At 36.0% G+C, this 21006-nt stretch carries 19 protein-coding genes, 1 other RNA gene and 1 riboswitch; of the genes, 12 read left to right on the top strand and 8 right to left on the bottom strand.

Going from position 1 to position 21006, the window contains the following annotated elements; translation table 11 throughout:
* Nucleotides 1-145: 145 nt before the first annotated feature.
* Nucleotides 146-1123, bottom strand: a complete 978-nt coding sequence (locus ACFQU5_RS19850; protein ID WP_390291916.1) for a bile acid:sodium symporter family protein — start codon at nt 1121-1123, stop codon at nt 146-148.
* 362 nt (nt 1124-1485) lie between these two features.
* Between ACFQU5_RS19850 and secG the strand changes: the two genes are divergently transcribed.
* The 5 genes from secG (at nt 1486) to ssrA (ending at nt 6624) form a co-directional block, all read left to right on the top strand.
* Nucleotides 1486-1713 carry a preprotein translocase subunit SecG gene (gene secG / locus ACFQU5_RS19845; RefSeq protein ID WP_301137398.1) on the top strand — a complete coding sequence of 76 codons (228 nt, stop codon included), beginning with the start codon at nt 1486-1488 and terminating at the stop codon, nt 1711-1713.
* 426 nt (nt 1714-2139) lie between these two features.
* Nucleotides 2140-2889 carry an alpha/beta hydrolase gene (locus ACFQU5_RS19840; RefSeq protein WP_390291913.1) on the top strand — a complete coding sequence of 250 codons (750 nt, stop codon included), beginning with the start codon at nt 2140-2142 and terminating at the stop codon, nt 2887-2889.
* Nucleotides 2890-2935: 46 nt separating this feature from the next.
* A complete protein-coding gene (gene rnr / locus ACFQU5_RS19835) occupies nt 2936-5365 on the top strand; it encodes a ribonuclease R (protein WP_390291911.1) in 2430 nt (809 codons plus the stop codon).
* A 228-nt stretch (nt 5366-5593) separates the two neighbouring features.
* Entirely contained in the window at nt 5594-6061 is a 468-nt protein-coding gene (gene smpB, locus ACFQU5_RS19830) for an SsrA-binding protein SmpB (protein WP_390291909.1), read from the top strand.
* Nucleotides 6062-6268: 207 nt separating this feature from the next.
* Nucleotides 6269-6624, top strand: a transfer-messenger RNA (tmRNA) gene (gene ssrA, locus ACFQU5_RS19825).
* Nucleotides 6625-6761: 137 nt separating this feature from the next.
* On the opposite strand, the gene ACFQU5_RS19820 is transcribed toward ssrA, so the two are convergent.
* Nucleotides 6762-7394 carry a site-specific integrase gene (locus ACFQU5_RS19820; RefSeq protein ID WP_390291907.1) on the bottom strand — a complete coding sequence of 211 codons (633 nt, stop codon included), beginning with the start codon at nt 7392-7394 and terminating at the stop codon, nt 6762-6764.
* Between ACFQU5_RS19820 and ACFQU5_RS19815 the strand changes: the two genes are divergently transcribed.
* A complete protein-coding gene (locus ACFQU5_RS19815) occupies nt 7387-7971 on the top strand; it encodes a hypothetical protein (protein ID WP_390291905.1) in 585 nt (194 codons plus the stop codon). The genes ACFQU5_RS19820 and ACFQU5_RS19815 overlap by 8 nt on opposite strands.
* Before the next feature lie 37 nt (nt 7972-8008).
* The gene (locus ACFQU5_RS19810; protein ID WP_390291903.1) at nt 8009-8464 is read left to right on the top strand and encodes a hypothetical protein; all 456 of its coding nucleotides are present in this window, start codon (nt 8009-8011) and stop codon (nt 8462-8464) included.
* Between the two features lie 238 nt (nt 8465-8702).
* On the opposite strand, the gene ACFQU5_RS19805 is transcribed toward ACFQU5_RS19810, so the two are convergent.
* Nucleotides 8703-9266, bottom strand: a complete 564-nt coding sequence (locus ACFQU5_RS19805; RefSeq protein ID WP_390291901.1) for a recombinase family protein — start codon at nt 9264-9266, stop codon at nt 8703-8705.
* Nucleotides 9267-9525: 259 nt separating this feature from the next.
* Here ACFQU5_RS19805 and ACFQU5_RS19800 point away from each other — a divergent pair, with 259 nt between their 5' ends.
* The gene (locus ACFQU5_RS19800) at nt 9526-12843 is read left to right on the top strand and encodes an Eco57I restriction-modification methylase domain-containing protein (protein ID WP_390291899.1); all 3318 of its coding nucleotides are present in this window, start codon (nt 9526-9528) and stop codon (nt 12841-12843) included.
* A 57-nt stretch (nt 12844-12900) separates the two neighbouring features.
* Here the strand turns inward: ACFQU5_RS19800 and ACFQU5_RS19795 are convergent, their stop codons facing one another.
* The 4 genes from ACFQU5_RS19795 to ACFQU5_RS19780 all read right to left on the bottom strand — a co-directional run bounded on the left by ACFQU5_RS19795 (nt 12901) and on the right by ACFQU5_RS19780 (nt 15713).
* Nucleotides 12901-14208 (bottom strand): glycoside hydrolase family 18 protein, encoded by a 1308-nt coding sequence (locus ACFQU5_RS19795; protein ID WP_390291897.1) that lies wholly within the window; start codon nt 14206-14208, stop codon nt 12901-12903.
* A 603-nt stretch (nt 14209-14811) separates the two neighbouring features.
* Complete coding sequence (locus ACFQU5_RS19790; RefSeq protein ID WP_390291895.1) at nt 14812-15276, bottom strand: hypothetical protein; 465 nt, start codon at nt 15274-15276, stop codon at nt 14812-14814.
* Nucleotides 15227-15451 (bottom strand): hypothetical protein, encoded by a 225-nt coding sequence (locus tag ACFQU5_RS19785; RefSeq protein ID WP_390291893.1) that lies wholly within the window; start codon nt 15449-15451, stop codon nt 15227-15229. The genes ACFQU5_RS19790 and ACFQU5_RS19785 overlap by 50 nt, the downstream gene beginning before the upstream one ends.
* 76 nt (nt 15452-15527) lie before the next feature.
* Nucleotides 15528-15713 carry a hypothetical protein gene (locus ACFQU5_RS19780; protein ID WP_390291891.1) on the bottom strand — a complete coding sequence of 62 codons (186 nt, stop codon included), beginning with the start codon at nt 15711-15713 and terminating at the stop codon, nt 15528-15530.
* Between the two features lie 296 nt (nt 15714-16009).
* A riboswitch (TPP riboswitch) is annotated at nt 16010-16116 on the top strand.
* 100 nt (nt 16117-16216) lie between these two features.
* On the opposite strand from ACFQU5_RS19780, the gene ACFQU5_RS19775 reads away from it, so the two are divergent.
* From ACFQU5_RS19775 to ACFQU5_RS19760, 4 genes are read left to right on the top strand one after another with little or no spacing between them, the layout of a single operon-like run.
* Nucleotides 16217-16822 carry a YkoF family thiamine/hydroxymethylpyrimidine-binding protein gene (locus ACFQU5_RS19775; protein ID WP_390291889.1) on the top strand — a complete coding sequence of 202 codons (606 nt, stop codon included), beginning with the start codon at nt 16217-16219 and terminating at the stop codon, nt 16820-16822.
* Nucleotides 16815-17393: an ECF transporter S component gene (locus ACFQU5_RS19770; RefSeq protein ID WP_390291887.1), complete on the top strand. Its 579-nt coding sequence runs from the start codon at nt 16815-16817 to the stop codon at nt 17391-17393. The genes ACFQU5_RS19775 and ACFQU5_RS19770 overlap by 8 nt, the downstream gene beginning before the upstream one ends.
* The gene (locus ACFQU5_RS19765; protein ID WP_390291885.1) at nt 17390-19063 is read left to right on the top strand and encodes an ABC transporter ATP-binding protein; all 1674 of its coding nucleotides are present in this window, start codon (nt 17390-17392) and stop codon (nt 19061-19063) included. Before ACFQU5_RS19770 ends, ACFQU5_RS19765 begins: the two co-directional genes overlap by 4 nt.
* Nucleotides 19044-19823, top strand: a complete 780-nt coding sequence (locus ACFQU5_RS19760) for an energy-coupling factor transporter transmembrane component T family protein (RefSeq protein ID WP_390291882.1) — start codon at nt 19044-19046, stop codon at nt 19821-19823. The genes ACFQU5_RS19765 and ACFQU5_RS19760 overlap by 20 nt, the downstream gene beginning before the upstream one ends.
* A 773-nt stretch (nt 19824-20596) precedes the next feature.
* On the opposite strand, the gene ACFQU5_RS19755 is transcribed toward ACFQU5_RS19760, so the two are convergent.
* A complete protein-coding gene (locus ACFQU5_RS19755; RefSeq protein WP_390291880.1) occupies nt 20597-20995 on the bottom strand; it encodes a site-specific integrase in 399 nt (132 codons plus the stop codon).
* Nucleotides 20996-21006 lie beyond the last annotated feature (11 nt).

The following is a 21006-nucleotide window of genomic DNA, read 5'->3' as shown; positions in this document are numbered from 1 at the left end:
AACATTGTTAAGTAATGTAAATGCTTGTCCCAGTTTGTAAATTATGGGGAACAAGAAAAGGTAGGTGAAAAAGGGATTATGAAGACATTAAAAAAGACTACCATTAAAGTAGTCTTCAATACTTTAGAATGGTAGTCCCCAGTCTTTATGCTTTTGCAACTTCCGCAATTTCTGGTTGTTCTTCCTCCTTGCCTTTTTTAGAAGCTCTTGAACTCCAGTAAGTTGCAAGGATTGGTCCGGATATATTGTGCCAGAAGCTGAAAATCGCACTTGGCACTGCAGCTACAGGGTCGAAATGCGCCATCGCCAAGTTAGCACCCAGACCTGAGTTTTGCATTCCCACTTCAATGGAAACTGCTTTTTTATCTTCATAGTTCAGCTTGAATAGTTTTCCGATTAAATAGCCGAATAAATAACCTAAGCCGTTGTGTAAAATAACAACCGCAAAAATGATTAACCCCGTTTCCAAAATGCGGTCACGACTTCCACTTACTACCGCTGCTACAATCAATACAATGGCAATAACGGATACTGTCGGTAAGATTGCAACCCCTTTTTCAACAACCGGTTTAAAGACAAATTGTGCAACAATCCCTAAGATAATTGGAACTAAAACCACCTGTACTACGGACATAAACATCGCCGAGAACGAAACGGGCAACCATTCACTAGCTAATAAATAGATAAGAGCTGGTGTCATAATCGGTGCTAGTAAAGTAGTAATTGAAGTAATTGTTACAGATAGAGCGGTATTACCCTTAGCTAAAAAAGTCATTACGTTTGAAGAAGTTCCTCCTGGACAGCAGCCAACCAGAATTACCCCTACGGCAACTTCAGGTGGTAGTGCGAAAACCTTCGCCAATATAAATGCAAGAGTAGGCATTACAACAAACTGTGAAACAACGCCAATCGCAACGCCTTTTGGATGTTGCAGGATCAATTTAAAGTCACTTAATTTAATTGTCATCCCCATACCGAACATAACAATTCCTAATAATGGTGTAATATAATTCCCTAACCACGTGAAGTTTTCAGGCATCCAAATAGCAAGCCCAGCGGCGACTAAAACCCAAATAGCAAACGTATCACCGGCGAACTTCCCGATCTTTTGTAAAGTGTTCATACTGATGTAACCCCTTTTCGATATATTGGTTACCATTCTATGATAATATTATCGGAATTACAATAAAATTCTGAAAAATTAGTTTAATATGCATAAAAAGAGAATAAAACATTATTAAGTTAGAAATAGTGAGAAACTACTAAAATGGAGGAATGGGCCATTTGGGGTAGATTTACGTGAAATTGTCATTTTTCCTTTTTAAATAGAGAACAACATTTTTAGTGCAGAGTTCACATGAGGATGATAGTAAATAGAAGGAATGAGACTTTTGTCAATCATTTAGTCGTCTGATTATTGTATTTTCAACCTATTATTGCTATACTATACCTTGTTGTGAAGTTTCTATTTCAGGAGGTGGAGTTATGCATACTTTGTTATTAACATTACTAATTATCGTAAGCCTTGCATTGATTGTGATTGTATTATTGCAATCTGGTAAAAGCGCAGGATTATCAGGTGCCATCTCGGGTGGAGCTGAACAACTTTTCGGTAAACAGAAAGCAAGAGGTATGGAGCTAGTTTTACATAGAATAACAATCGTTCTTGCAGTTTTATTCTTTATCTTAACTTTGGCAATCGTAAAAATATAACGAATAGTTTGATTCATAAAGAATGCAACGCCTAACCGAGCATGGTTAGGCGTTTTAATTTAATTTCGGAAATTACCAAACTTATGTAATAGAGGGAAATATAGTAGTAGAAGAGAACTCGAACGAAAATGGTGTAAAGTCGCACGTAAAGTGAGGAAAGCCGCACGTAAATCACGTGAAGTCGCACATAAAGAGAACGAACTCGCACGTAAAAGGGAAAGTCGCACGTAAATAGAGTGAAGTCGCACGAAAAGGGGACGAGTTCGCACGTAAATGGTGTAAAGTCGTAAGTAAAGTGCCCAAACACGCAAGTAATTCATTCATCCTATATAAAATAACAAGTCCCCAAACAACAAGCGCTAAGTGTTTTAATTTATAATAATGGAGAAAATAATGTATATAGAAGAATAATTTGGAGGACCTAAAATGCGTAATACCGAAATAAAACCATTTTTCTTTCAAGCAGGGAAACGTGCTGTCCTACTATTACATGGATTTACAGGTAGTTCTTCGGATGTCAGGATGCTTGGACGCTTTCTGGAAAAGCAGGGCTATACTTGCCACGCACCACACTATAAGGGGCATGGGGTTCCACCTGAACAACTAATCGAAACGTCTCCGGATGATTGGTGGGAAGACGTGCAAAAGGGCTACGCAACATTAAAAGATGCCGGCTACGATGAAATTGCTGTCGTGGGCCTTTCATTAGGTGGCGTGTTTTCATTAAAGCTAAGTTTAATGCAGCCTGTAAAGGGAATCGTTACGATGTGTTCTCCAATGTCCATGAGAACCACCGATAAAATGTTCCAGGGTGTTCTGAAATACGCAAAGGATTATAAGCGTTTTGAAGGAAAACCGGAGCCGACAATCGAACAAGAAGTTGAAGCGATCCGGGAAAAAGGAATGCCTTCATTGCCCCAATTACAACAGCTCATAACGGATGTTCGACAAGAGCTCGATATGGTATATGCACCGATTTTCGTCATACAATCTAAAAATGATGAAATTATTGACCCTCATTCTGCTCATACTATTTATGAAAATGTAGAATCCTTAAATAAACAAATCAAATGGTTCGAGCATTCTGGGCATGTCATTACGCTAGATCAAGAAAAACAATTATTGCATGAAACGGTTCTTGAATTTTTGCAATCACTGGATTGGGAAAATTCATAAGCCTCAAGAGAGTTACATTTAGTATTGCAAAAAGGAGGGAAAATATATGACACAAAAAAATGAATTACAACTGCGTATATTAGATTTAATGAAACAAGATGACTATAAACCACTAAAGGTGGATGAAATAGAGGAATTACTTGAATTAGAAGACGCAGAGGAATTTAGGGATTTAATCAAAACGCTTGTACGAATGGAAGACGAAGGATCGGTAGTGCGTTCCCGTGCAAATCGTTATGGTCTTCCGGAGCGCATGAACTTACTTCGCGGGAAATTTATCGGCCATGCGAAAGGGTTTGGCTTCGTGACACCAGAAGAAGTGGGAATGGATGATATCTTTATTCCACCTCATGAAATCAATGGTGCTTTAAATGGAGACATCGTGCTCATCCGTGTGCTAAAAGAGACATCAGGTGATCGACGAGAGGGTACTGTAACAAAGGTTATCGAACGCAGTAAAACGACTTTTGTCGGTACATACCAAGCGAATCGTGGCTTTGGGTTTGTAGTAACGGATGATAAAAAATTAAATATGGATATCTTTGTTACAAAAGAAGACTCCCTTGGTGCTGTAGATGGCCACAAGGTAGTTGTAGAGGTAACAAACTGGCCGGATGAAATCAAATCTGCCACTGGAATGATTACACAAATCCTGGGACACAAAAATGATCCGGGTGTCGATATTTTATCGATTATTTATAAACATGGCATTCCACCTGAGTTCCCGCAAGAAGTAGTGGATGCAGCTGGTGAAGTGCCGGATGAAATTAAGGAAGCTGACTTAGTAGGTCGCCGTGATTTACGAGATCAAATGATCGTTACAATTGATGGTGCCGATGCGAAAGACTTGGATGATGCTGTTACTGTAACGAAGAATGAAGATGGCACATATAAATTAGGGGTTCACATTGCGGATGTCAGCTATTACGTAACAGAAGGTTCGATTATCGATGAGGAAGCATATGATCGAGCAACAAGTGTGTATTTAACAGACCGAGTAATCCCGATGATTCCACACCGTTTATCGAATGGAATTTGTTCATTAAATCCACAGGTGGACCGTTTAACGCTTTCTTGTGAGATGGTAATCGACCAAAACGGACGAGTTGTGGAGCATGAAATTTTCCAGAGTGTCATTAAAACTGTAGAACGTATGACGTATACGGATGTTTATAAAATCCTGGAAGAGGACGATGAACAGTTAAAAGAGCGCTATGAAAAGCTTGTACCGATGTTCAAGGATATGGCGGACTTGGCTGAAATCCTAAGAACGAAACGTATGGAACGCGGTGCGATTGACTTTGACTTCAAAGAATCTAAAGTCTTAGTGGATGAAGAAGGCTGGCCACAGGATATCGTTCTTCGTGAACGTACTGTTTCCGAGCGTTTAATCGAGGAGTTCATGTTAGCAGCCAACGAAACAGTGGCAGAGCATTTCCACTGGATGAACGTGCCATTCATTTACCGTATCCATGAAGACCCAAAACCAGAGAAACTTCAACGATTCTTTGAGTTTGTGACAAACTTCGGGTTAGTGGTAAAAGGTTCAGGAAATTCAGTGCATCCAAAAGCATTGCAGGAAATTATCAAAGCCATTGAGGGAATGCCAGAAGAACCGGTCATCTCGACAATGCTGCTTCGCTCGATGCAACAAGCGAAATACTATCCAGAATCAATCGGTCACTTTGGATTATCAACGGATTACTATACGCACTTTACATCGCCAATCCGTCGTTACCCGGACTTAATCGTTCACCGATTAATTCGTACGTATTTAATCGAAGGGGATGTGTCGAAAGAAACAACCTTCAAATGGGCACAAAGAATGGATGAAATTGCCGATCATACGTCTGAACGCGAACGTCGTGCAGTCGATGCCGAGCGTGATACAGATGCACTGAAAAAAGCGCAATATATGTCCGATAAAATCGGTGAAGAATTCGAAGGAATGGTATCTTCGGTTACAAACTTCGGGATCTTTGTTGAGTTGCCAAATACAATTGAAGGACTTGTCCACATCAGCAATATGACAGACGATTATTACCGTTTCGACGACCGTCAAATGATCATGGTCGGTGAACACACGGGCCGCATCTTCCGTATTGGTGATGAGGTGAAGGTTCGCGTCGCAAATGTTACAATAGAAGAGTCCTCTGTTGACTTTGAAGTGGTCGATATGGTGAAATCATATGGTGGCCGAACACGCAAAAGCGCACCGAAAGTCATTCACGCCGGTTCAGGTAGAAGATCTGAAGGTGAAGGCAGAGAAGGTCGTGGTGGCCGTCGCGTAAAAGACGGCGACGACAAAGGCGGTAGCGGCCGACGTGGGGAATCTAGAGGATCAGAAAGTCGTTCTGGTGGATCTGGTTCTGGCGGTTCCGGCTCAGGTACAGGCGGACGCAAAGTAAAACAAAAGCAAAAGTATTACGAAGGCGTCGCGAAGAAAAACAAAAAGAAAAAAACGAAGAAACGATAAGGTGAATTTAAAGCCCAAGTGTGAGATGTCTTGCACTTGGGGTATTGTTTTGATGATAGGAAAATATGAAACTTCTTATCATAATAAAGTTGTCTAGCTGCACCGCCCAGCCCCTCGATCGCTTCATGTCCTCCGACGAAAGCAAAAAGAGCTTTCGCTTTGGACCTTCCAGCGCTAGTCGGGGCTAAGCAGGGCGGTTTCGCTTTTAGAAATTGTGAGGTGTCGCTCGTGGCAAAAGGAACTGGAAAAGTATTAGCGCAAAACAAAAAAGCAAACCATGATTACTTCATTGAAGAAACAATTGAAGCCGGCATGGTGTTGCAAGGAACAGAAATCAAATCAATCCGAGCAGGGAAGATTCAACTAAAGGACTCCTTCGTTCAGATACGTAACAACCAAGCATGGATTTCCAATATGCATATCAGCCCTTACGATCAAGGGAACCGTTTCAACCATGATCCATTACGTGTAAGAAAATTGCTGTTACATAAAAAGCAAATTAGCGAACTACTTGGTCGTACTAAACAAGAAGGCTACACAATTGTCCCTCTAAAAATGTACATTAAAGACGGCTATGCAAAGTTATTAATCGGCGTAGGGAAGGGTAAGAAAAATTACGACAAGCGTGATGATTTGAAGAAGAAGGAAGCCAAAAGGGAAATGGAACGTGCTTTCAAGGCGAAGAATCAGTTTTAACCTTTTAAGTTGAGTTTAAAGCGATAAATTCGCGGGTAAAAGATGATAGATTCAGGTTTGGTACATTTCGGATAGACAGGAATAATCAGATGTGTTGCCGTTTCTCTAAATTTGTTTTATACTAAGTATACAAGTTGCCAGTAGCTAAAGGCTAAAGCTTCACCGCCTTTTATGCCGTATGTGTGAAAACACATCTCTCTTATATAGGGGGACGTTACGGATTCGACAGGGATGGTTCAAGCTTGAGCTGCGCGTCGGAGGTCTCGGCTCCGTCATCAACGGAAGTTATATAATAACTGGCAAACAACAAAATTTAGCTTTCGCAGCGTAAGCTCGTAAGCGCTCTGCCTATCCATCGCCCATGTGGATAACGTAGGGCCCAACTTTAGTGGGATACGGTCGGTGGTGCCGCTTGAGTCACCGGCAAGAGATTTCCAAGCTAGCGTGCAAGACGCCTGTTTGTCGGCATAATGCCACGCGAATCGTGAATAGGCAGACTACACGCGTAGACGCTTAAGTATTGGAGTTTCTGGACGCGGGTTCGACTCCCGCCGTCTCCATAATACGAAATCATAGGATTTCAAACAGTATCAAAACCCTTGTATATCAAGGGTTTTTTATTTTACCCATATCAGGCAATAGCATTTAATTTCAATCAATGGCATTTAATATGGCATTTAAAATGCCATCGATTTTTAACTTAATAATCCATGTATATAGAGTACTTCTCTGCAGTTGCTTCTTTTGCTTTTTTGGTAACATGAGTATAAATATTCATAGTCGTTTTAATATCACTATGTCCTAATCTTTCCTGTACCTCTTTAATACTCGCACCAGCCTCAAATAGTAAACTACAATGAGTGTGACGAAGACCATGAGTTGTTATCTTTTCTAAATTATATTTTTGTTGGACTTGTCTCATCCACTTTCGTGTTTTAGTAGGTTGAAGATAATCATTGTTCTCATTACTAAAAACTAGTTGTTTTGGTTGTAATGCATTTTTACCTAGCATTAGATTATCCTGCTTCTGAAGTTTTTTCCACTGTTGTAAAATATCTATTGTTTTCTTATCCATTGGAATTGTTCGAATAGAGCTTTTAGTTTTAGTGGTTTTTACATATAAATTATTTTCACCACGTGATAAAGCTTTGTTTATCCGAATTTCATTATCTTTAAAGTTAACATCATTCCAGGTTAAAGCTAATGCTTCACCTTTTCGCATTCCACTATATGCAAGTAAGCGAAATAATGTATAAGATTTAATGTTATCTTCTTTCTCTAGACATTGTAAAAACTCTATTAATTGTTCTTTTGTATAATAGTTAATGGCCATATTCCTACCACAATACCTAAAATTTTTTAGGGAAAAAGGGTATAAAACAGATTTAGAATTAGCAAAGCAACAAGTCTCTTCACAATATAAATTATTTACTAATTTAGGTGACGAGATAGATACAGATGAACTTATACTTAGAATTGTTGGATATAAAGAAGAAAAGATAAATGTTATAGACAACTTAAAGGAATTTAAACAGGATACAGAAATATTTGTAGGAGAAGAGCTCGTAGATTATTATCTCTTGAGAGATGCCTTAAAGAATAGCTTAAACAACGGTTTTGCTAATTTCATTGCTAATACGAGTAAAACAATAGCGGTTAGTATGCTAACGCTAATAATATCTGGTTTTTTTATTACTAAGACGATTGACATTTTGAATCATGGCACAACTACATTTGAAATACTTACTCTTATTATACAATGTCTTAATTTTTTATTGTTTTCACTAACGATTCTATATATGTTTTTTAGTACTATGAGTGGAAAAAATAATAGAGCAAGGTTGTTATCATCGATAGTAGATATAATAATTCAAGAGAAGCAAAAATTAGAAACTAATTCGAATAGTTAATTTCAAAACATTGATGGAGAGTACAAGGGGTGTCGAAGTGAATGAAATAGTACAAATAAAATTGAAAGAATTCGTTAAAATATTTAATGACATGCCCAATTGTAAAATTGAAGCTAATCGTGGAGGTCGTTTATTAATTGCGAGTCACAAGCCAGTCCCATGGGCAAAGTCATTAAAAAAACAATATGGTGAATCAGATTATAAAATCGGATATATTGATCCAAAGAAAAATGCGCTTGGCTTTTATATTGACTTCCCCATAGATTTGTTAAATTTTGGAAGCGTAACAAAAATCATCAATCCAGAAGAAAAGTTGGTATACAGCTCTATTAAAGAGCGAGCGCCTTCTGGTAAAAGTTGGTGGAGATTACGTAAAAGTGAAAATTTTGATAGTATACATCTGGTACTTCGTAATGAAGATCTCTTATCATATAATGTACAAGAAGAATCATGGATGAAACTAATCCAATATATTGTTGATGTACATAAGTAATTTAGGAAAGACGAGTGCAGCGAACTTTATTATCCTTTTTCTGAAGGTAATTATTAATTATATTATCTCTGTAAATTTTTTAGTTTCAACAGGAAGCTGGTTTCGTACAAGTGAGAATTTTAATAGTATATATATGATACTTCGTAAAAATGAACACTTACACTTATTATATAATGTACAAGAAGAATCATGTATTATACTTATCCAAACGATTGTTGATACATAAAGAGGTAAAAATTTAGATCTCGTCTTTTCTTCTTTTTTTAACTTCTCGTATTAATGTACTTTTAGAAATCCCAGTTAGCTCAGAAACTTGATTATAAGAATTATTATTTAGCAGTTGAATCGCATGATTTAGCTGCTTTTTTGTATATTTTGGAGGACGACCTTCTTTAAATCCAGGTTTTAGTTTTGCTATTGCTTTTCCTTCTTGTGTACGCTCTACAATCATATCACGTTCAAATTCAGCAAATGAGAAAAATATATTCCTCACAAGTTTGGATGCAGGTGTATTATCTAACAAGCCCATATTTAAGATATTTACAGCAATTCCTTTATCTATTAACTCCTTAACTAACTCGCTTCCTTTTGTAGCTGAACGAGCAAATCGATCTAATTTAGTTACTACTAATGTATCACCAGGCTCTAGTTTTCTTAATAATGTATTAAACTCAGGGCGATTTGTATGAGTGCCTGTAAAATGCTCGCTAAAGATTTCATCACATCCAGCAGTTTTTAAATTTTGTATTTGGGTTTCTAAATCTTGTCCAGCAGTTGAAACCCTAGCGTAACCGTATTTCATTATTAATCCCCCGATATGATAGTTTAATTTTGATAATAAGTTTTGACACCAATTGATATACTGATTTTATCACAAAAAGTAATTGGTATCAAAACTTATAAGTTTTGCTTCTTCCTGATTAAAGATTATATACACGTAATAAATAAGAGTTAAGTATTATATAATTTATACCTAGCAATCGTTGTTTTTTTTATATTTTAAGTGTATAATTTTGTTACGTGTTTTTTTCTCGTGATTTTTTTAGAATTGAGGTTTCAGAATGGAAGATAATAGAATTGGTAAAATGAGTGAGTTTTTAATTTTAGGATCTTTAAGATTGGGAATAGAAGATACAATTTCACTTTTTAAAGATGAGAGAATCCAAAAAATCTTGAGTGAGCTAGACGATCAAACGGTAAACTGTATAAAAGATTATATATTAAATCTTAAGGATAAAGAAGTAGGGGATATCTGTAAAAATATCGACGGGGGTTTAAATAACGAGGACATTTTCTTAGCTGCAGGGGATTATTTTAGTAATGAAATTATAAAAAAAAATCAAGGTGCTGTATTTACTCCTAAATGGCTAGCGCAGATGATCACAGAAAGAACTATTAACCATTATAAAGAATACTTTAATGAACAACCGATCTATGTTGGCGACTTGAGTTGTGGATCGGGTTCCTTTTTAAACCAACTGGCTACTAGTTTAGAGACTGATTCGAAAATTTATGCAAATGATATTAATAAGGAATACATATTTGCTGCTAAGTTATTAAATCAGTTTGAAAATATAGAATTTGCTTGTTTAGATACATTAATTGAGTTAAATAATTCAGAACAAATATCATTATTTGAATCTGAAAGTGTATTCAAAAATAATAATTATGATTTAATAGTTGGAAATCCTCCATATGTGCGTTCTCAAAATTTAGAAGAGCCATATATTGAAGCTTTGAAAGCTGAATACGATGGATTTCTAGATGGAAACTTTGATTTAACGGTTCCTTTTATTGTAAATACTATTAATCTATTAAAAGATAAAGGGATTGCTGGATTGGTAGTCTCCAATAAGTTTCTAACTTCTAAATATGGTAAACAGATCTGTAATTTATTATCACGGAATACTAGAATTATTGAGATAATTGATTTTGGTGATGGGCAAGTTTTTAAAGGCAAAACGACTTATACATGTGTTATTATTTTCCAAAAAATTGGTTATGATGAAAAGTTAGCCAATAATTTAATTTCAGTTACAAGTTTTGATAGTGGTACTCAGTGGGATTCTGTAGGATCGGCAATGAAAAAAGCAAAAATAGTCTCTATTGAACAATCAAAACTATTCGCGCATCCATGGAGATTAAATAATCCGTTGGAAGAAGAAATCTTAAATAAAATTGATAATATAGAAACTACAGTTTCAATTACAAGTATTTTTGAAAAGATCATTCAGGGAGTTAGAACTGGTGCGAACAAAGTCTTTATTTTAGATGAGAAAAATAAAGATATAGTTGAAAATGATGTTTTGAGGGAATTTATAGACGGGACGAACATTCGAAAATTTTCTATTGAAGGAATAAATCAGTTTCTGATCTGGCCATATGAATTCGATTCTTCAAACGGGAAAGTAAAACTAAAGAATTACAGCGAAGAGAGTTATCCTAAATTCAACTCTTATATGGAGTTAAATAAATCTGTCTTAGAATCAAGAAGTATAGAGAAAGAAGATAAAATATTTCAATTTAGTCGATCTCAAAATATTATTCATATGTTTAAACCGAAAATTCTTATTAGAGAGATGATGCCATCAATACAGATAGCAGCAGACCTTGAGGGAAAATATGCTTTTAGCTCAGGATACGCATTAATCGCTAAAGATATGACCAAAGAGGAGTATCACTTTTGGACGGCTATTCTTAATACACCAATTATGGAATATCAATTTAGGAAAAAAACTACTCAGCTGCACAGAGGGTGGTTCAGAGTTTTAAAAAGTCATTTGGTTTCATTAAGGTTACCAATTTTTTCTACGGATGAAATAATGCAAATCAAAAAAGTAATTAAAAACTTAAACGGAGATAATTTAGAGGCCTTATCTTTACTTAATGAAATTATTATAGATAAACTTGGATTAGATGAACAAATGATAACGCATATAAATGACTTTTTAAAGAGGAATCATGAGGTTTCGCATTCTAATTTACAGCCTAAAATAGAGGACAAAAAAATTCTGGATATTAAACAGAAAATTAATGTTGATGAAATTAGTGATAGTTATTATAAGGAACTTTCAATTGATAGTCGTTTGAAGTATTTACCTGTAGAAATTACTAAATTCAATAAATATCATATTAATTCACCAGAGTTAAATAAATTAGTAACTTTTCAAAAGAATAAGGGGGATGTACCGATTCATAATTGGTATCACTACACACAAGGCTTTTCTAAGGATTTAATAAAGTATTTGTTAGACCAAATAGGGTATAAAAGAGATGAAGTAGTATTTGATCCTTTTGTAGGCAGTGGAACAACCTTATTAGCATGTAAAGAATTAGGAATAGATTCAATAGGCACAGATATTTCCCCATTAATGACCTGGATTACTAAATTGAAAATAAGTGATTGGGATTCATTGAGACTTAAGGAAATACTAAAATCCTTAGACTTTGAAAATCAAAAAGAGGAAGAGTTAGAGGATATGTTATTCATGAATTATTTATTAAAAGCATATTCTCCTAAAATACTTCAACAAATATTAGGATGGAGAAAATATATAGAAAAGTTAAGTTTATCAAAAAATGAGCGTGATTTTATTCTACTAGGATTAATTTCTATTTTAGAGGAAATCAGCTTAATTAGAAAACATGGCTCACATTATCGATTCCTAAATAAGGAAGATAATGTAGGTGTTAATAAGCTGAATATTAAGACGGTCGATGAAAATATAAATATAAACGGTATTTTAAAAGATAAATTATGGAAAATGGTAATGGATATCGAAAGAAATTCATTAGACCCCTCTGTAATGGCGAAAGTCTTTACTATGAACGCTAGAGATTCAGTTCCTGAAGGTGAAGCTGGGTTTGTAATAACATCACCACCATATCTAAATAGAAATAACTATTTTGCTCAGCAAAAAGCAGAGCTAAGCATAACTGGGATTTTAAACTCAGAGAAAGAATATAAGAGACTAGTTAAGGACTCATATAAATCCCATGTAGAAGCTTCATTTAAAAATGACGTCGTTTCTGATATCCCTGAAGTTAATGAAATTTTAAATAAAGTTAAGCTGACAGAAAATAATAATCCTAAAATCCCTCACATGATTTGTGGTTATTTTGATGATCTACAAGAGACTTTAATTTCGATGAAATCTATTCTCAAGCACGGTTCGAAATTAGCATTTGTTGTAGGAAATTCACGGTGGGGAGGAGTAGTGGTACCTGTCGATCACTTGTTAGCATTGATAGCAGAACGTGTTGGTTATAAATTAGAGAAAATTCTTGTAGCTCGATATAAAGGGAATAGTCCTCAGCAAATGGCTAAATATGGGAAAATACCAGTTCGAGAATCGGTAGTAGTACTTGAATTAGTTTAATATGCAAAAGAGCTGACCACAAATAGAGGTCAGCTTCTTTTTATATAAACAAATCAATTATTTTCTGAAAATACGTTCTTGTAACCATGCACTCCAAAGTTCATTAAATACTAAGGGGTCTTTAACACAGTCTAGGGTATCTAAATAGTTGCTTAATTGATTGGTATATTCTACATCTAAAGCTTCAGTTGAAAGGCTGTCAGCTGCAATTAATTTATCATATCCGGCCCATTGTAACATGTGAATGTATTTATGGGCAGTTTTTTTCGTAACACCCCAGTCTCCATCTAATACTCCGATCCAGACAAAATCTTTTTCACGTAGGAATATAGAATTGTCCTTAATATATCCACGATAGAATAGGCTACGTGCAATTTGTTCCTTAGTTCGATTTTGAATGTTTTTTCCATGTCTATCACGTCCACCGCCAGTGGATTTAGACTGAATAAAAATGGGTCTATTAAGTTTTTGAGAGAATAATATAAAGTCCTCCGAGACTTTCGTTTTATCTACATTTTCCCCGCCTAAATGGTGAATTAAAGAGGGTACTGTAACATCTTTCGCAATACCACCTTGATATGCATATCCACTGTTTTTAAGTATTAATTCAATCACTGCTTCTCCTGGATTAAAATAAGAGCGAGATTCCCATAATTTATCCCAGTCTTGGTTTAAATAGTTTGTCCATTCTTTTCCATTTCTATTTCTTGAACGTAAAGAGGTTTGATAGGCTACAGACATACATTCACGAATAATAGGACTTTTAATATTTTCAGGTAATAGACCCTCTGCTCCGTTATCCTTCATATAGTTCCAAGCATTTTCTCGTAAATATGAATCAATAGGTTCATCATATGAAAGAGTAATCGATGCCCATTCTTTACTTAATTGTTCCCATACTTGACTATGTTGACCTTGGATGCTTATAACACCATTTTTTAGATTTAACATACGAGCTTCAAATGTAGGTTCCCAAGTATATATAACTTCATCAAAAAAATATTCAAAGGCTTCTAGTACGTATGCTAACCATGCCTGCCGTGTTCCACCGATAACTAGTATTCCTTTTATACTAGGATATCTACTTTTAAGAAGCATCAGTTCACCTAATTTTAGTTGCAATTTGTTTTCATTACTATGACCCGGTTTATCTGGTGAACAATATGTAACCGAAACAAATGCTGTAGGATCGCTAGAAGTTCCAAAATAACCGTCAACTTGAACGTCATATGTATTTTCAGAGTCTTGGTAATATGCTAGTCTCCCTGTATTCCAACCTAAAAAGTCCCTAATGCGTTTTTCTAATGAAGGGCCGAACTGTTGTACAAGTTTAAGACTGTTACTCTGATTCAAATAAGAATTCAAATATCTCATCCTTCCTTAAGGTAATTCAAATGGTATTATACCATTAACTGGATGATTTGAATTTATAAGAAATAAAATTTTCTGCATAGTATATTCCTCTATGTTAGGAAATTAATTATTAATAATTATATAAAAAGGATAAAAAGTTGCCCCCAACAACGCTAATTTAATTGCTTTGGCATTTAATTTGGCATTTAGCAAATATAAAAAAGTGCCTTGAATTCTTATAAATGCTGTTATTTTAATGTTTATAAGAGAAGGCGGTTCGACTCCCGCCGTCTCCATATACGAAAATATATAGTTTTATAAAATGCCAAGAACCTTAATATCGGAGGTTTTGGCGTTTTTCTTTTGTTATCTAAACTCAATTAAGCAAAAAAAGAATGTCACTTTGGTGATGTCTCCCTTTTTTATTGCCAATTAGTTTAAAAGGGAGGCTTTTTTATTAATAATTCCGAGAAAGTGATAATACATCAATTAACAACTAAAATAACAGCAAGATAACAATAAATTAGAACACAAAAACGCTTGGGGAAGTTCAAAAATACCCAAGCGTTTTACCTCTATTGTGTTGTTTGTTGCTCTTTATTTTTGAAATTCAAATTACTGTAAATTAAAGAAAACATGTCCGCCCAACATTTCTTCATAGCGAAGTTGTGCTTTTTCTCCTGTTTTCACTAAATTAGCAATGTAACCTTCTTTTTCGTTACCTACGTACATTTCAAAGCTGAAATCTGGTTCAGCTGTCGCATAAACATCACCACTATAAATATCTCCGGACTCACTTACCATTTCAAAATTCATAGTTCCGTCGATAAAAAAGGATAAATCTGCTGTTTCAGACTCAACAAATTTCACTTTTGTATATGCTAATACCCATTCATATCCTTCGGGAGCAGCTTCATTGAATTGGTTCATAGACAATAATTTTTGGTAGGCTTCATCACCGCCAATAACCTCTGTTACCGTTAAATCAAATTTGATTGCGTAGCGATTACCTTGGTTGGCATATAACTCGTCATCTACTGTAGTAGTTTTGGAAAGGTACAGGATTTGTTCTAGAACCAAGTTTAGATTCAGTCTCTTTTTTTTCTTCTTTAGGGAGAGCCGCAGCTTCTTTTTGTACATCTTCACTTTGTTGACTTTCTTCCTTCACTTCTACATCTTTTGTATCTTGCCCACATGCTGCAAGAAAAGCCGTCGTTAATAATCCTAAGATTACTAGTTTGAAACTTGTTTTCATTTTTTTCTTTCTCCTTTTAATTAAAAAGCTATTCTATTGAAAAATAAATTAACATGATATAAAAGAAACGAGTGTCTTACTCTGTTGTTTCTTCTGTTTCTTCCATTTCCTCAAACGCATCAGGATAAATGACTTTATGGCCCCCATTACCGTCAGTTCCACCTGGATGCGCTTCAGCTATTTCTCGGGTAGTCATAATGAATAATAAAATTGCAGCAAGCAGCGTTTTGCTATTTTCCTCATATTGTTCCTCCGCTTTCATATTATTTCTATCCTATCCACCTTTTTATCTACGTTTGAAATAGATAATTTAGAAGTTGCGAAATATAGAAATAATATAGGCTGAATTGCTAAAATTTACAGTATTTTTATTTTAAGATAACTAAACAAAGATAGAAAGAAACTACCCCTCGAAACTCTTAGGCCAGTTAAAGAAAGAAAACTGTACCAAAGTATTGTTTGAAAATGCATAATATTTTGAGGAGGGGATTAATTCAAAATATACCTTTACAAACATAAATTCCTTTGTTATGGTCTAAATAGAAAACTGCATACCGAGATAAGCACTAGGGGAGCTATGTAAATGGCTGAGAAGAACTGTTTTGTTCTGACTCTTTGCACCCGATCTGGATAATACCAGCGTGGGGAAGTGCGGTTAGATCATTTTCATTCATGTCTATAAACTCTAACTGCATTCCTCTGGGATGCAGTTTTTTGTTGTCTTTGAGCAATAACCAAGAGATCAATAGATTAGGAGGAAGTAAAATGACAAATCAAAGTTGTGGAGCAAGTAAAATTGCGGGCGCTAGTTTTTCCTTGCACCCAATGAGTGATGATTTTATCGACATCATCACAAGTGCACTTAAGGAAGTAGATACAACGAAGGTATGGATGAAGACAGATGATGTTACAACAACTGTTCGTGGGAAGGTGGTGCATGTCTTTGATGTCACAAGTGCCATTTTTCTAAATGCTGCGAAGTCAGGAAAGCATATTGCTTTTCAAGCTACCTATTCACTTGGCTGTCCAGGAGATTCAGAAGGTGATGTATATTTAGCCAAAGATGATCAACCTGCCAATGCTCTCGTGTGTGAGCAAATAAATCAACACATAGCAGCAAAGTTCTCTCTATACCCGTTAGGAAATGGTTCATATATGGACGTCATCTATCAACAAATAGAAGCAATAAAGGAATATGCGTCTGTGACACCAGCACATTATTCTACACGCCTAGATGGAGATGCTTCGAAAATTTGTAAAGGACTTCAAACAGTATTCGAGGAAGTTGTAAATGCTGGCTCAAGCCACACTGTCATGACGGTGAGCTTCTCGGCAAATAGTCCATCGCACCGAGGTACCAAACATGAATAATTGGCGTTTTAAAGAAATAGTGGTGCTTTCTGCATTGTCCGTTGTCTTCGCAGTTGTTTATTTGGCATTCCTGCCTGTAGGTAAGTTGCTCGTTGGTTTCTTTGGTCCAATTGGCTATGATTTAATTTTTGGTATTTGGTTTATCGTTTCAATCATTGCTGCTTATATTATCAGGAAACCAGGAGCTGCTTTCTTATCTGAAACGATTGCAGCTATGATTGAGGTGTTGATTGGGAATGCGGTTGGTCCTATGTTAATCATCGCTGGTATGATTCAAGGGATTGGGGCAGAAGCAGTCTTTGCAGCAACAAGATATAGAAACTATTCCACAGGGGTTCTTATGCTAGCGGGAGTTGGATCTGCTGTAACAAGCTTTATCTACGGATATTTTATGGGTGGTTTTGCAGCTCTCGAAACAGGGTATGTAATCGCCATGTTTGTTGCACGCGTTATAAGTGGCGCTTTAATTGCGGGTCTTCTTGGAAAGATTATTAGCGACGGACTTGCAAAAACGGGTGTGCTTTCAAGCTACGCACTCGGTAAAGAGATTCGGAAGAGGGAAGTTACATGATAGCCCTTGTTGAGGTTCAAAATCTCTCGCTACAGTTTGAATTCACAGAAAGAGATATTTTGTCTGATATTTCTTTTTCGTTAGAGCAAGGTGAGAGCATTCTAGTTCTTGGACCAAGTGGATGCGGAAAAAGTACGCTCACGCTTTGCCTTAATGGACTTTACCCTCGTGAGTTGGACGGGGCTATATCAGGAGAAATCCTGATTAATGGGAAACTAACAACTTCCTACAAACCTGGTGAGCTAAGCCGTCATGTAGGAGTTGTCTTCCAAGACCCAGAAACACAATTTTGTATGTTGTCTGTGGAAGATGAGATTGCATTTGGTTTGGAGAACATATCTGTACCACGGGAAGAGATAGAAAAGCGAATTGACTATGCTTTACACCTAGTGAATATGGAAAATTTTAAACAATCCACCATTTCAACTTTATCGGGAGGTCAGAAACAAAAACTTGCCATAGCATGTATTCTTGCAATGAAGCCGAGTCTGCTTATTTTAGATGAACCTACTGCCAATCTCGATCCAATCGCAAGAATGGATTTAATTCATACAATTAAGCAGTTGAAAAATGAAATTGGATTTTCGTTGATTATTATCGAGCACCAGCTAGATCAGTGGACCGAATTGGCCGATCGATGCCTATTGTTAAATAAGAAGGGTTCGGTTTTTTACGATGGATCATTGCGACAGGCGATTCGTTCACATCAAAAGGAGATTGAAGAAGAGGGAATCTGGCTTCCCAAAATAGCCCAGCAGGTTCTGCCGTATGTAGGTCCTGATTCCCGTGTTATTCCCTTAACGTTAGAAGAGTTCGCACGTGAAGCTCATCTTTGGTCTAACACTCAATGGGAGCGAAACGTCGAAAAAATTGAACGAGAAACTCAAGACGTATTCTTAGAATGTAATGATGTTTCTTTTACTGTCAACGACCAAGCTATCCTGAAAAATATATCCATAACCATTCAGGAACAGGAATTTGTTGCGATTGTTGGGGCGAATGGCAGTGGGAAAACCACTCTGTCAAGGATTCTTTCAGGCCTTCAAAGACCTACAAATGGGACTGTCTTGCTGCATGGTAAAGCGTTCCACAATTGGAGCGAAAAGGAGGTTCGAAAGGAAATCGGTTACGTCTTTCAAAATCCTGAACATCAATTTATTACGAATTCAGTTTACGATGAAATCGCCTTTAGTCTTCAAATGAAGGGTGTAGATGAAATAGAAATACAGCAGCGTGTGGGTCGAATACTTAAACATTTCGGATTAACCGCCTATTCAAAAGAGCATCCTTATACACTCAGTCAAGGGCAAAAGAGAAGGTTAAGTATTGGCACCATGATTGTAGATGAACAAAAAATGCTTATTTTAGATGAACCAACTTTCGGACAAGATGCGACGACAAACAATGAAATGATGCTTATGTTAGATGAGCGGTATCAAACAGGAAGCGGAATTGTGATGATTACCCATGACATGGAGCTCGTTCAAACTTACGCAGACCGAATAATCGTGTTGTATAAAGGAATGGTTGTGGCAGATTGTACACCTAATGAACTTTGGCAACAACCTATTGAAGTGCTGCGTGAGTGGGGAATCGACCTACCGATTCAAGTGAAAATGCAACGACTTTGCGAAAAGGAAGATCATGATTATGTTCTTACATCAACTTAATCCGACGATGAAAGCTCTAACAATAGTAATTTTAGTAGTACTGCTAGCGTTGGTGTTCGATCCGGTTACCCCTACTATTCTACTTTTAAGTACGCTATTACTAATGTTTGTTGGTGCAAAAGTGAATTTAAAAAAATATTTTCTTTATTTTCTGCCTTTTATCCTGTTTTCATTTGGCATGTTCTGGACAACGTTGATTTTTGGGAAACAACCGGATAGCCCAGATCAAGTGATAACGATTTTGATTTTTGAATTTCCGCGTGAAACATTTATTGTGGCACTAGCATTGGCTGTGCGCGTTTTAAGTGTTGCTGCCTTATCATTACTCTTTATTTTTACGACAAATATTGTACATTTTATTTTAAGTTTGATACAGCAACTTAAATTGTCGCCAAGAATTGCATATGGGGTACTAGCTGGGTATAGGTTTCTGCCCATGATGAAAGACGAATTGAAAATAATCCGAGAAGCACACCGAATTCGAGGAGTACATCAGGCAACTACCATCAGAGGGAAATGGAGTCAGTATAAGCGTTATGCTATTCCTCTTCTTGCAAGTGCCATACGAAAAGCTGAAAGAACCGCCACTGCGATGGAATCAAAAGGCTTTACAGGTGAAAGGAATCGAACCTTTCTACGACAATTTACAATCACAAAGGAAGATTGGCTATTCCTCGTGCTTATGCTTACTCTTTACGCAGTAGCAGTGTATACGTCTTCCTCACTTGGTTTTCTGAAGCTATATAATGGTGAACTATAATATTAGATAATTTATTTACAAAAATTCTACACAAAGACTTTCTTCCCCATTAATGAACTGCCCCGTAAATGTTAGATGCAAACTAACATTTACGGGGTGTTTTTATGAGCATTTAGAAAGCTAAATGAGTTGTTGGTTTGAATAAGTTTAATTAAAATATCTCCGTAAGTAATTTTAGTAAACCTTATTAATTCCTTTGTAAGAGAATTTTTTAATGGTCAAAAACGTCTGATAAACGTTGATATTATAGGGTCTAAGGATTTAAAAAAAACAACACCCGCCGTCTCCATAGTACGAAATCATAGGATTTCAAACAGTGTTAAAACCCTTGAAAATCAAGGGTTTTTTATTTTGTCTATATCATGCAATATCATTGAATATCAATCAATGGTATTTTTTTTGGCATTTCTTATTCAGTGTCATCTTCAAGTTTATCTAGGTAATCAGTGAATTTTTGAATTGTATTTTCCTTAGCCTTTTTAGTGACTTGAGTGTAAATATTCATCGTTGTTTGTACATCATCGTGACCTAAGCGTTCTTGTACTCAGGAATAGTTGCACCTGCTTCAAATAATAAGCTGCAGTGAGTATGACGGAGTCCGTGTGTTGTGATTTAACCTAAGTTGAATTTCTTCTGAATTTGAACAATCCACTTACGTGTTTTTGTGGGCTGAATAAATGTATTATGTTCGTTGCTGAAAACGAGTTGCTTAGGGTTTGAAGTACTGTATCCTAATACCGTATATTTTTCATTTTGTCTAATTTTCCAATCCTTTAGAATCTCCTTGTAGAAGTGTCCATTTTTATTGTACGAGCTTTTTTATTTTTTGTAGTTTTCACATAAAGCAAACTATCTTTTCCTCTTGATATTGCTTTATTTATTCGGATTTCATTATCTTCGAAGTTTATATCACTCCAAGTTAGAGCCAAAGCTTCTCCTTTACGCATACCACTATATGCTAATAGTCTAAAAAAAATATAAGCTTTAAAATTGTAGTCATTTTCTAAACAACTTAAAAAAGTTAATAATTGTTCACGTGTATAAAAGTTTTCAATTTCCTCTTCACCAGGTAGCTTATGCCGTATAGGTGTTTCAACTAACTTTATTGGATTGGATTGTAAATAGTCTCGCTTTATTGCGAAATCAAATACTTTAGAAGCATAGGCCTTCACAGTTCTATATT

The sequence above is a fragment of the Ureibacillus sp. GCM10028918 genome, from assembly GCF_042666115.1.
Classification (GTDB): Bacteria; Bacillota; Bacilli; order Bacillales_A; family Planococcaceae; genus Ureibacillus.
Note: the sequence above shows the minus strand (reverse complement) of the source record. Positions and strands in the feature narration are given on the sequence as shown.

What these genes read in the sequence shown, in the direction of transcription:
- ACFQU5_RS19780 (WP_390291891.1), bottom strand. Translation starts at nt 15,713, where the DNA reads ATGAAAGCGGAGGAACAATATGAGGAAAATAGCAAAACGCTGCTTGCT.
- secG (WP_301137398.1), top strand. Translation starts at nt 1,486, where the DNA reads ATGCATACTTTGTTATTAACATTACTAATTATCGTAAGCCTTGCATTG.
- ACFQU5_RS19775 (WP_390291889.1), top strand. Translation starts at nt 16,217, where the DNA reads ATGACAAATCAAAGTTGTGGAGCAAGTAAAATTGCGGGCGCTAGTTTT.
- ACFQU5_RS19815 (WP_390291905.1), top strand. Translation starts at nt 7,387, where the DNA reads ATGGCCATATTCCTACCACAATACCTAAAATTTTTTAGGGAAAAAGGG.
- ACFQU5_RS19800 (WP_390291899.1), top strand. Translation starts at nt 9,526, where the DNA reads ATGGAAGATAATAGAATTGGTAAAATGAGTGAGTTTTTAATTTTAGGA.
- ACFQU5_RS19770 (WP_390291887.1), top strand. Translation starts at nt 16,815, where the DNA reads ATGAATAATTGGCGTTTTAAAGAAATAGTGGTGCTTTCTGCATTGTCC.
- ACFQU5_RS19850 (WP_390291916.1), bottom strand. Translation starts at nt 1,123, where the DNA reads ATGAACACTTTACAAAAGATCGGGAAGTTCGCCGGTGATACGTTTGCT.
- ACFQU5_RS19760 (WP_390291882.1), top strand. Translation starts at nt 19,044, where the DNA reads ATGTTCTTACATCAACTTAATCCGACGATGAAAGCTCTAACAATAGTA.
- ACFQU5_RS19765 (WP_390291885.1), top strand. Translation starts at nt 17,390, where the DNA reads ATGATAGCCCTTGTTGAGGTTCAAAATCTCTCGCTACAGTTTGAATTC.
- ACFQU5_RS19805 (WP_390291901.1), bottom strand. Translation starts at nt 9,266, where the DNA reads ATGAAATACGGTTACGCTAGGGTTTCAACTGCTGGACAAGATTTAGAA.
- ACFQU5_RS19840 (WP_390291913.1), top strand. Translation starts at nt 2,140, where the DNA reads ATGCGTAATACCGAAATAAAACCATTTTTCTTTCAAGCAGGGAAACGT.
- ACFQU5_RS19785 (WP_390291893.1), bottom strand. Translation starts at nt 15,451, where the DNA reads ATGAAAACAAGTTTCAAACTAGTAATCTTAGGATTATTAACGACGGCT.
- rnr (WP_390291911.1), top strand. Translation starts at nt 2,936, where the DNA reads ATGACACAAAAAAATGAATTACAACTGCGTATATTAGATTTAATGAAA.
- ACFQU5_RS19820 (WP_390291907.1), bottom strand. Translation starts at nt 7,394, where the DNA reads ATGGCCATTAACTATTATACAAAAGAACAATTAATAGAGTTTTTACAA.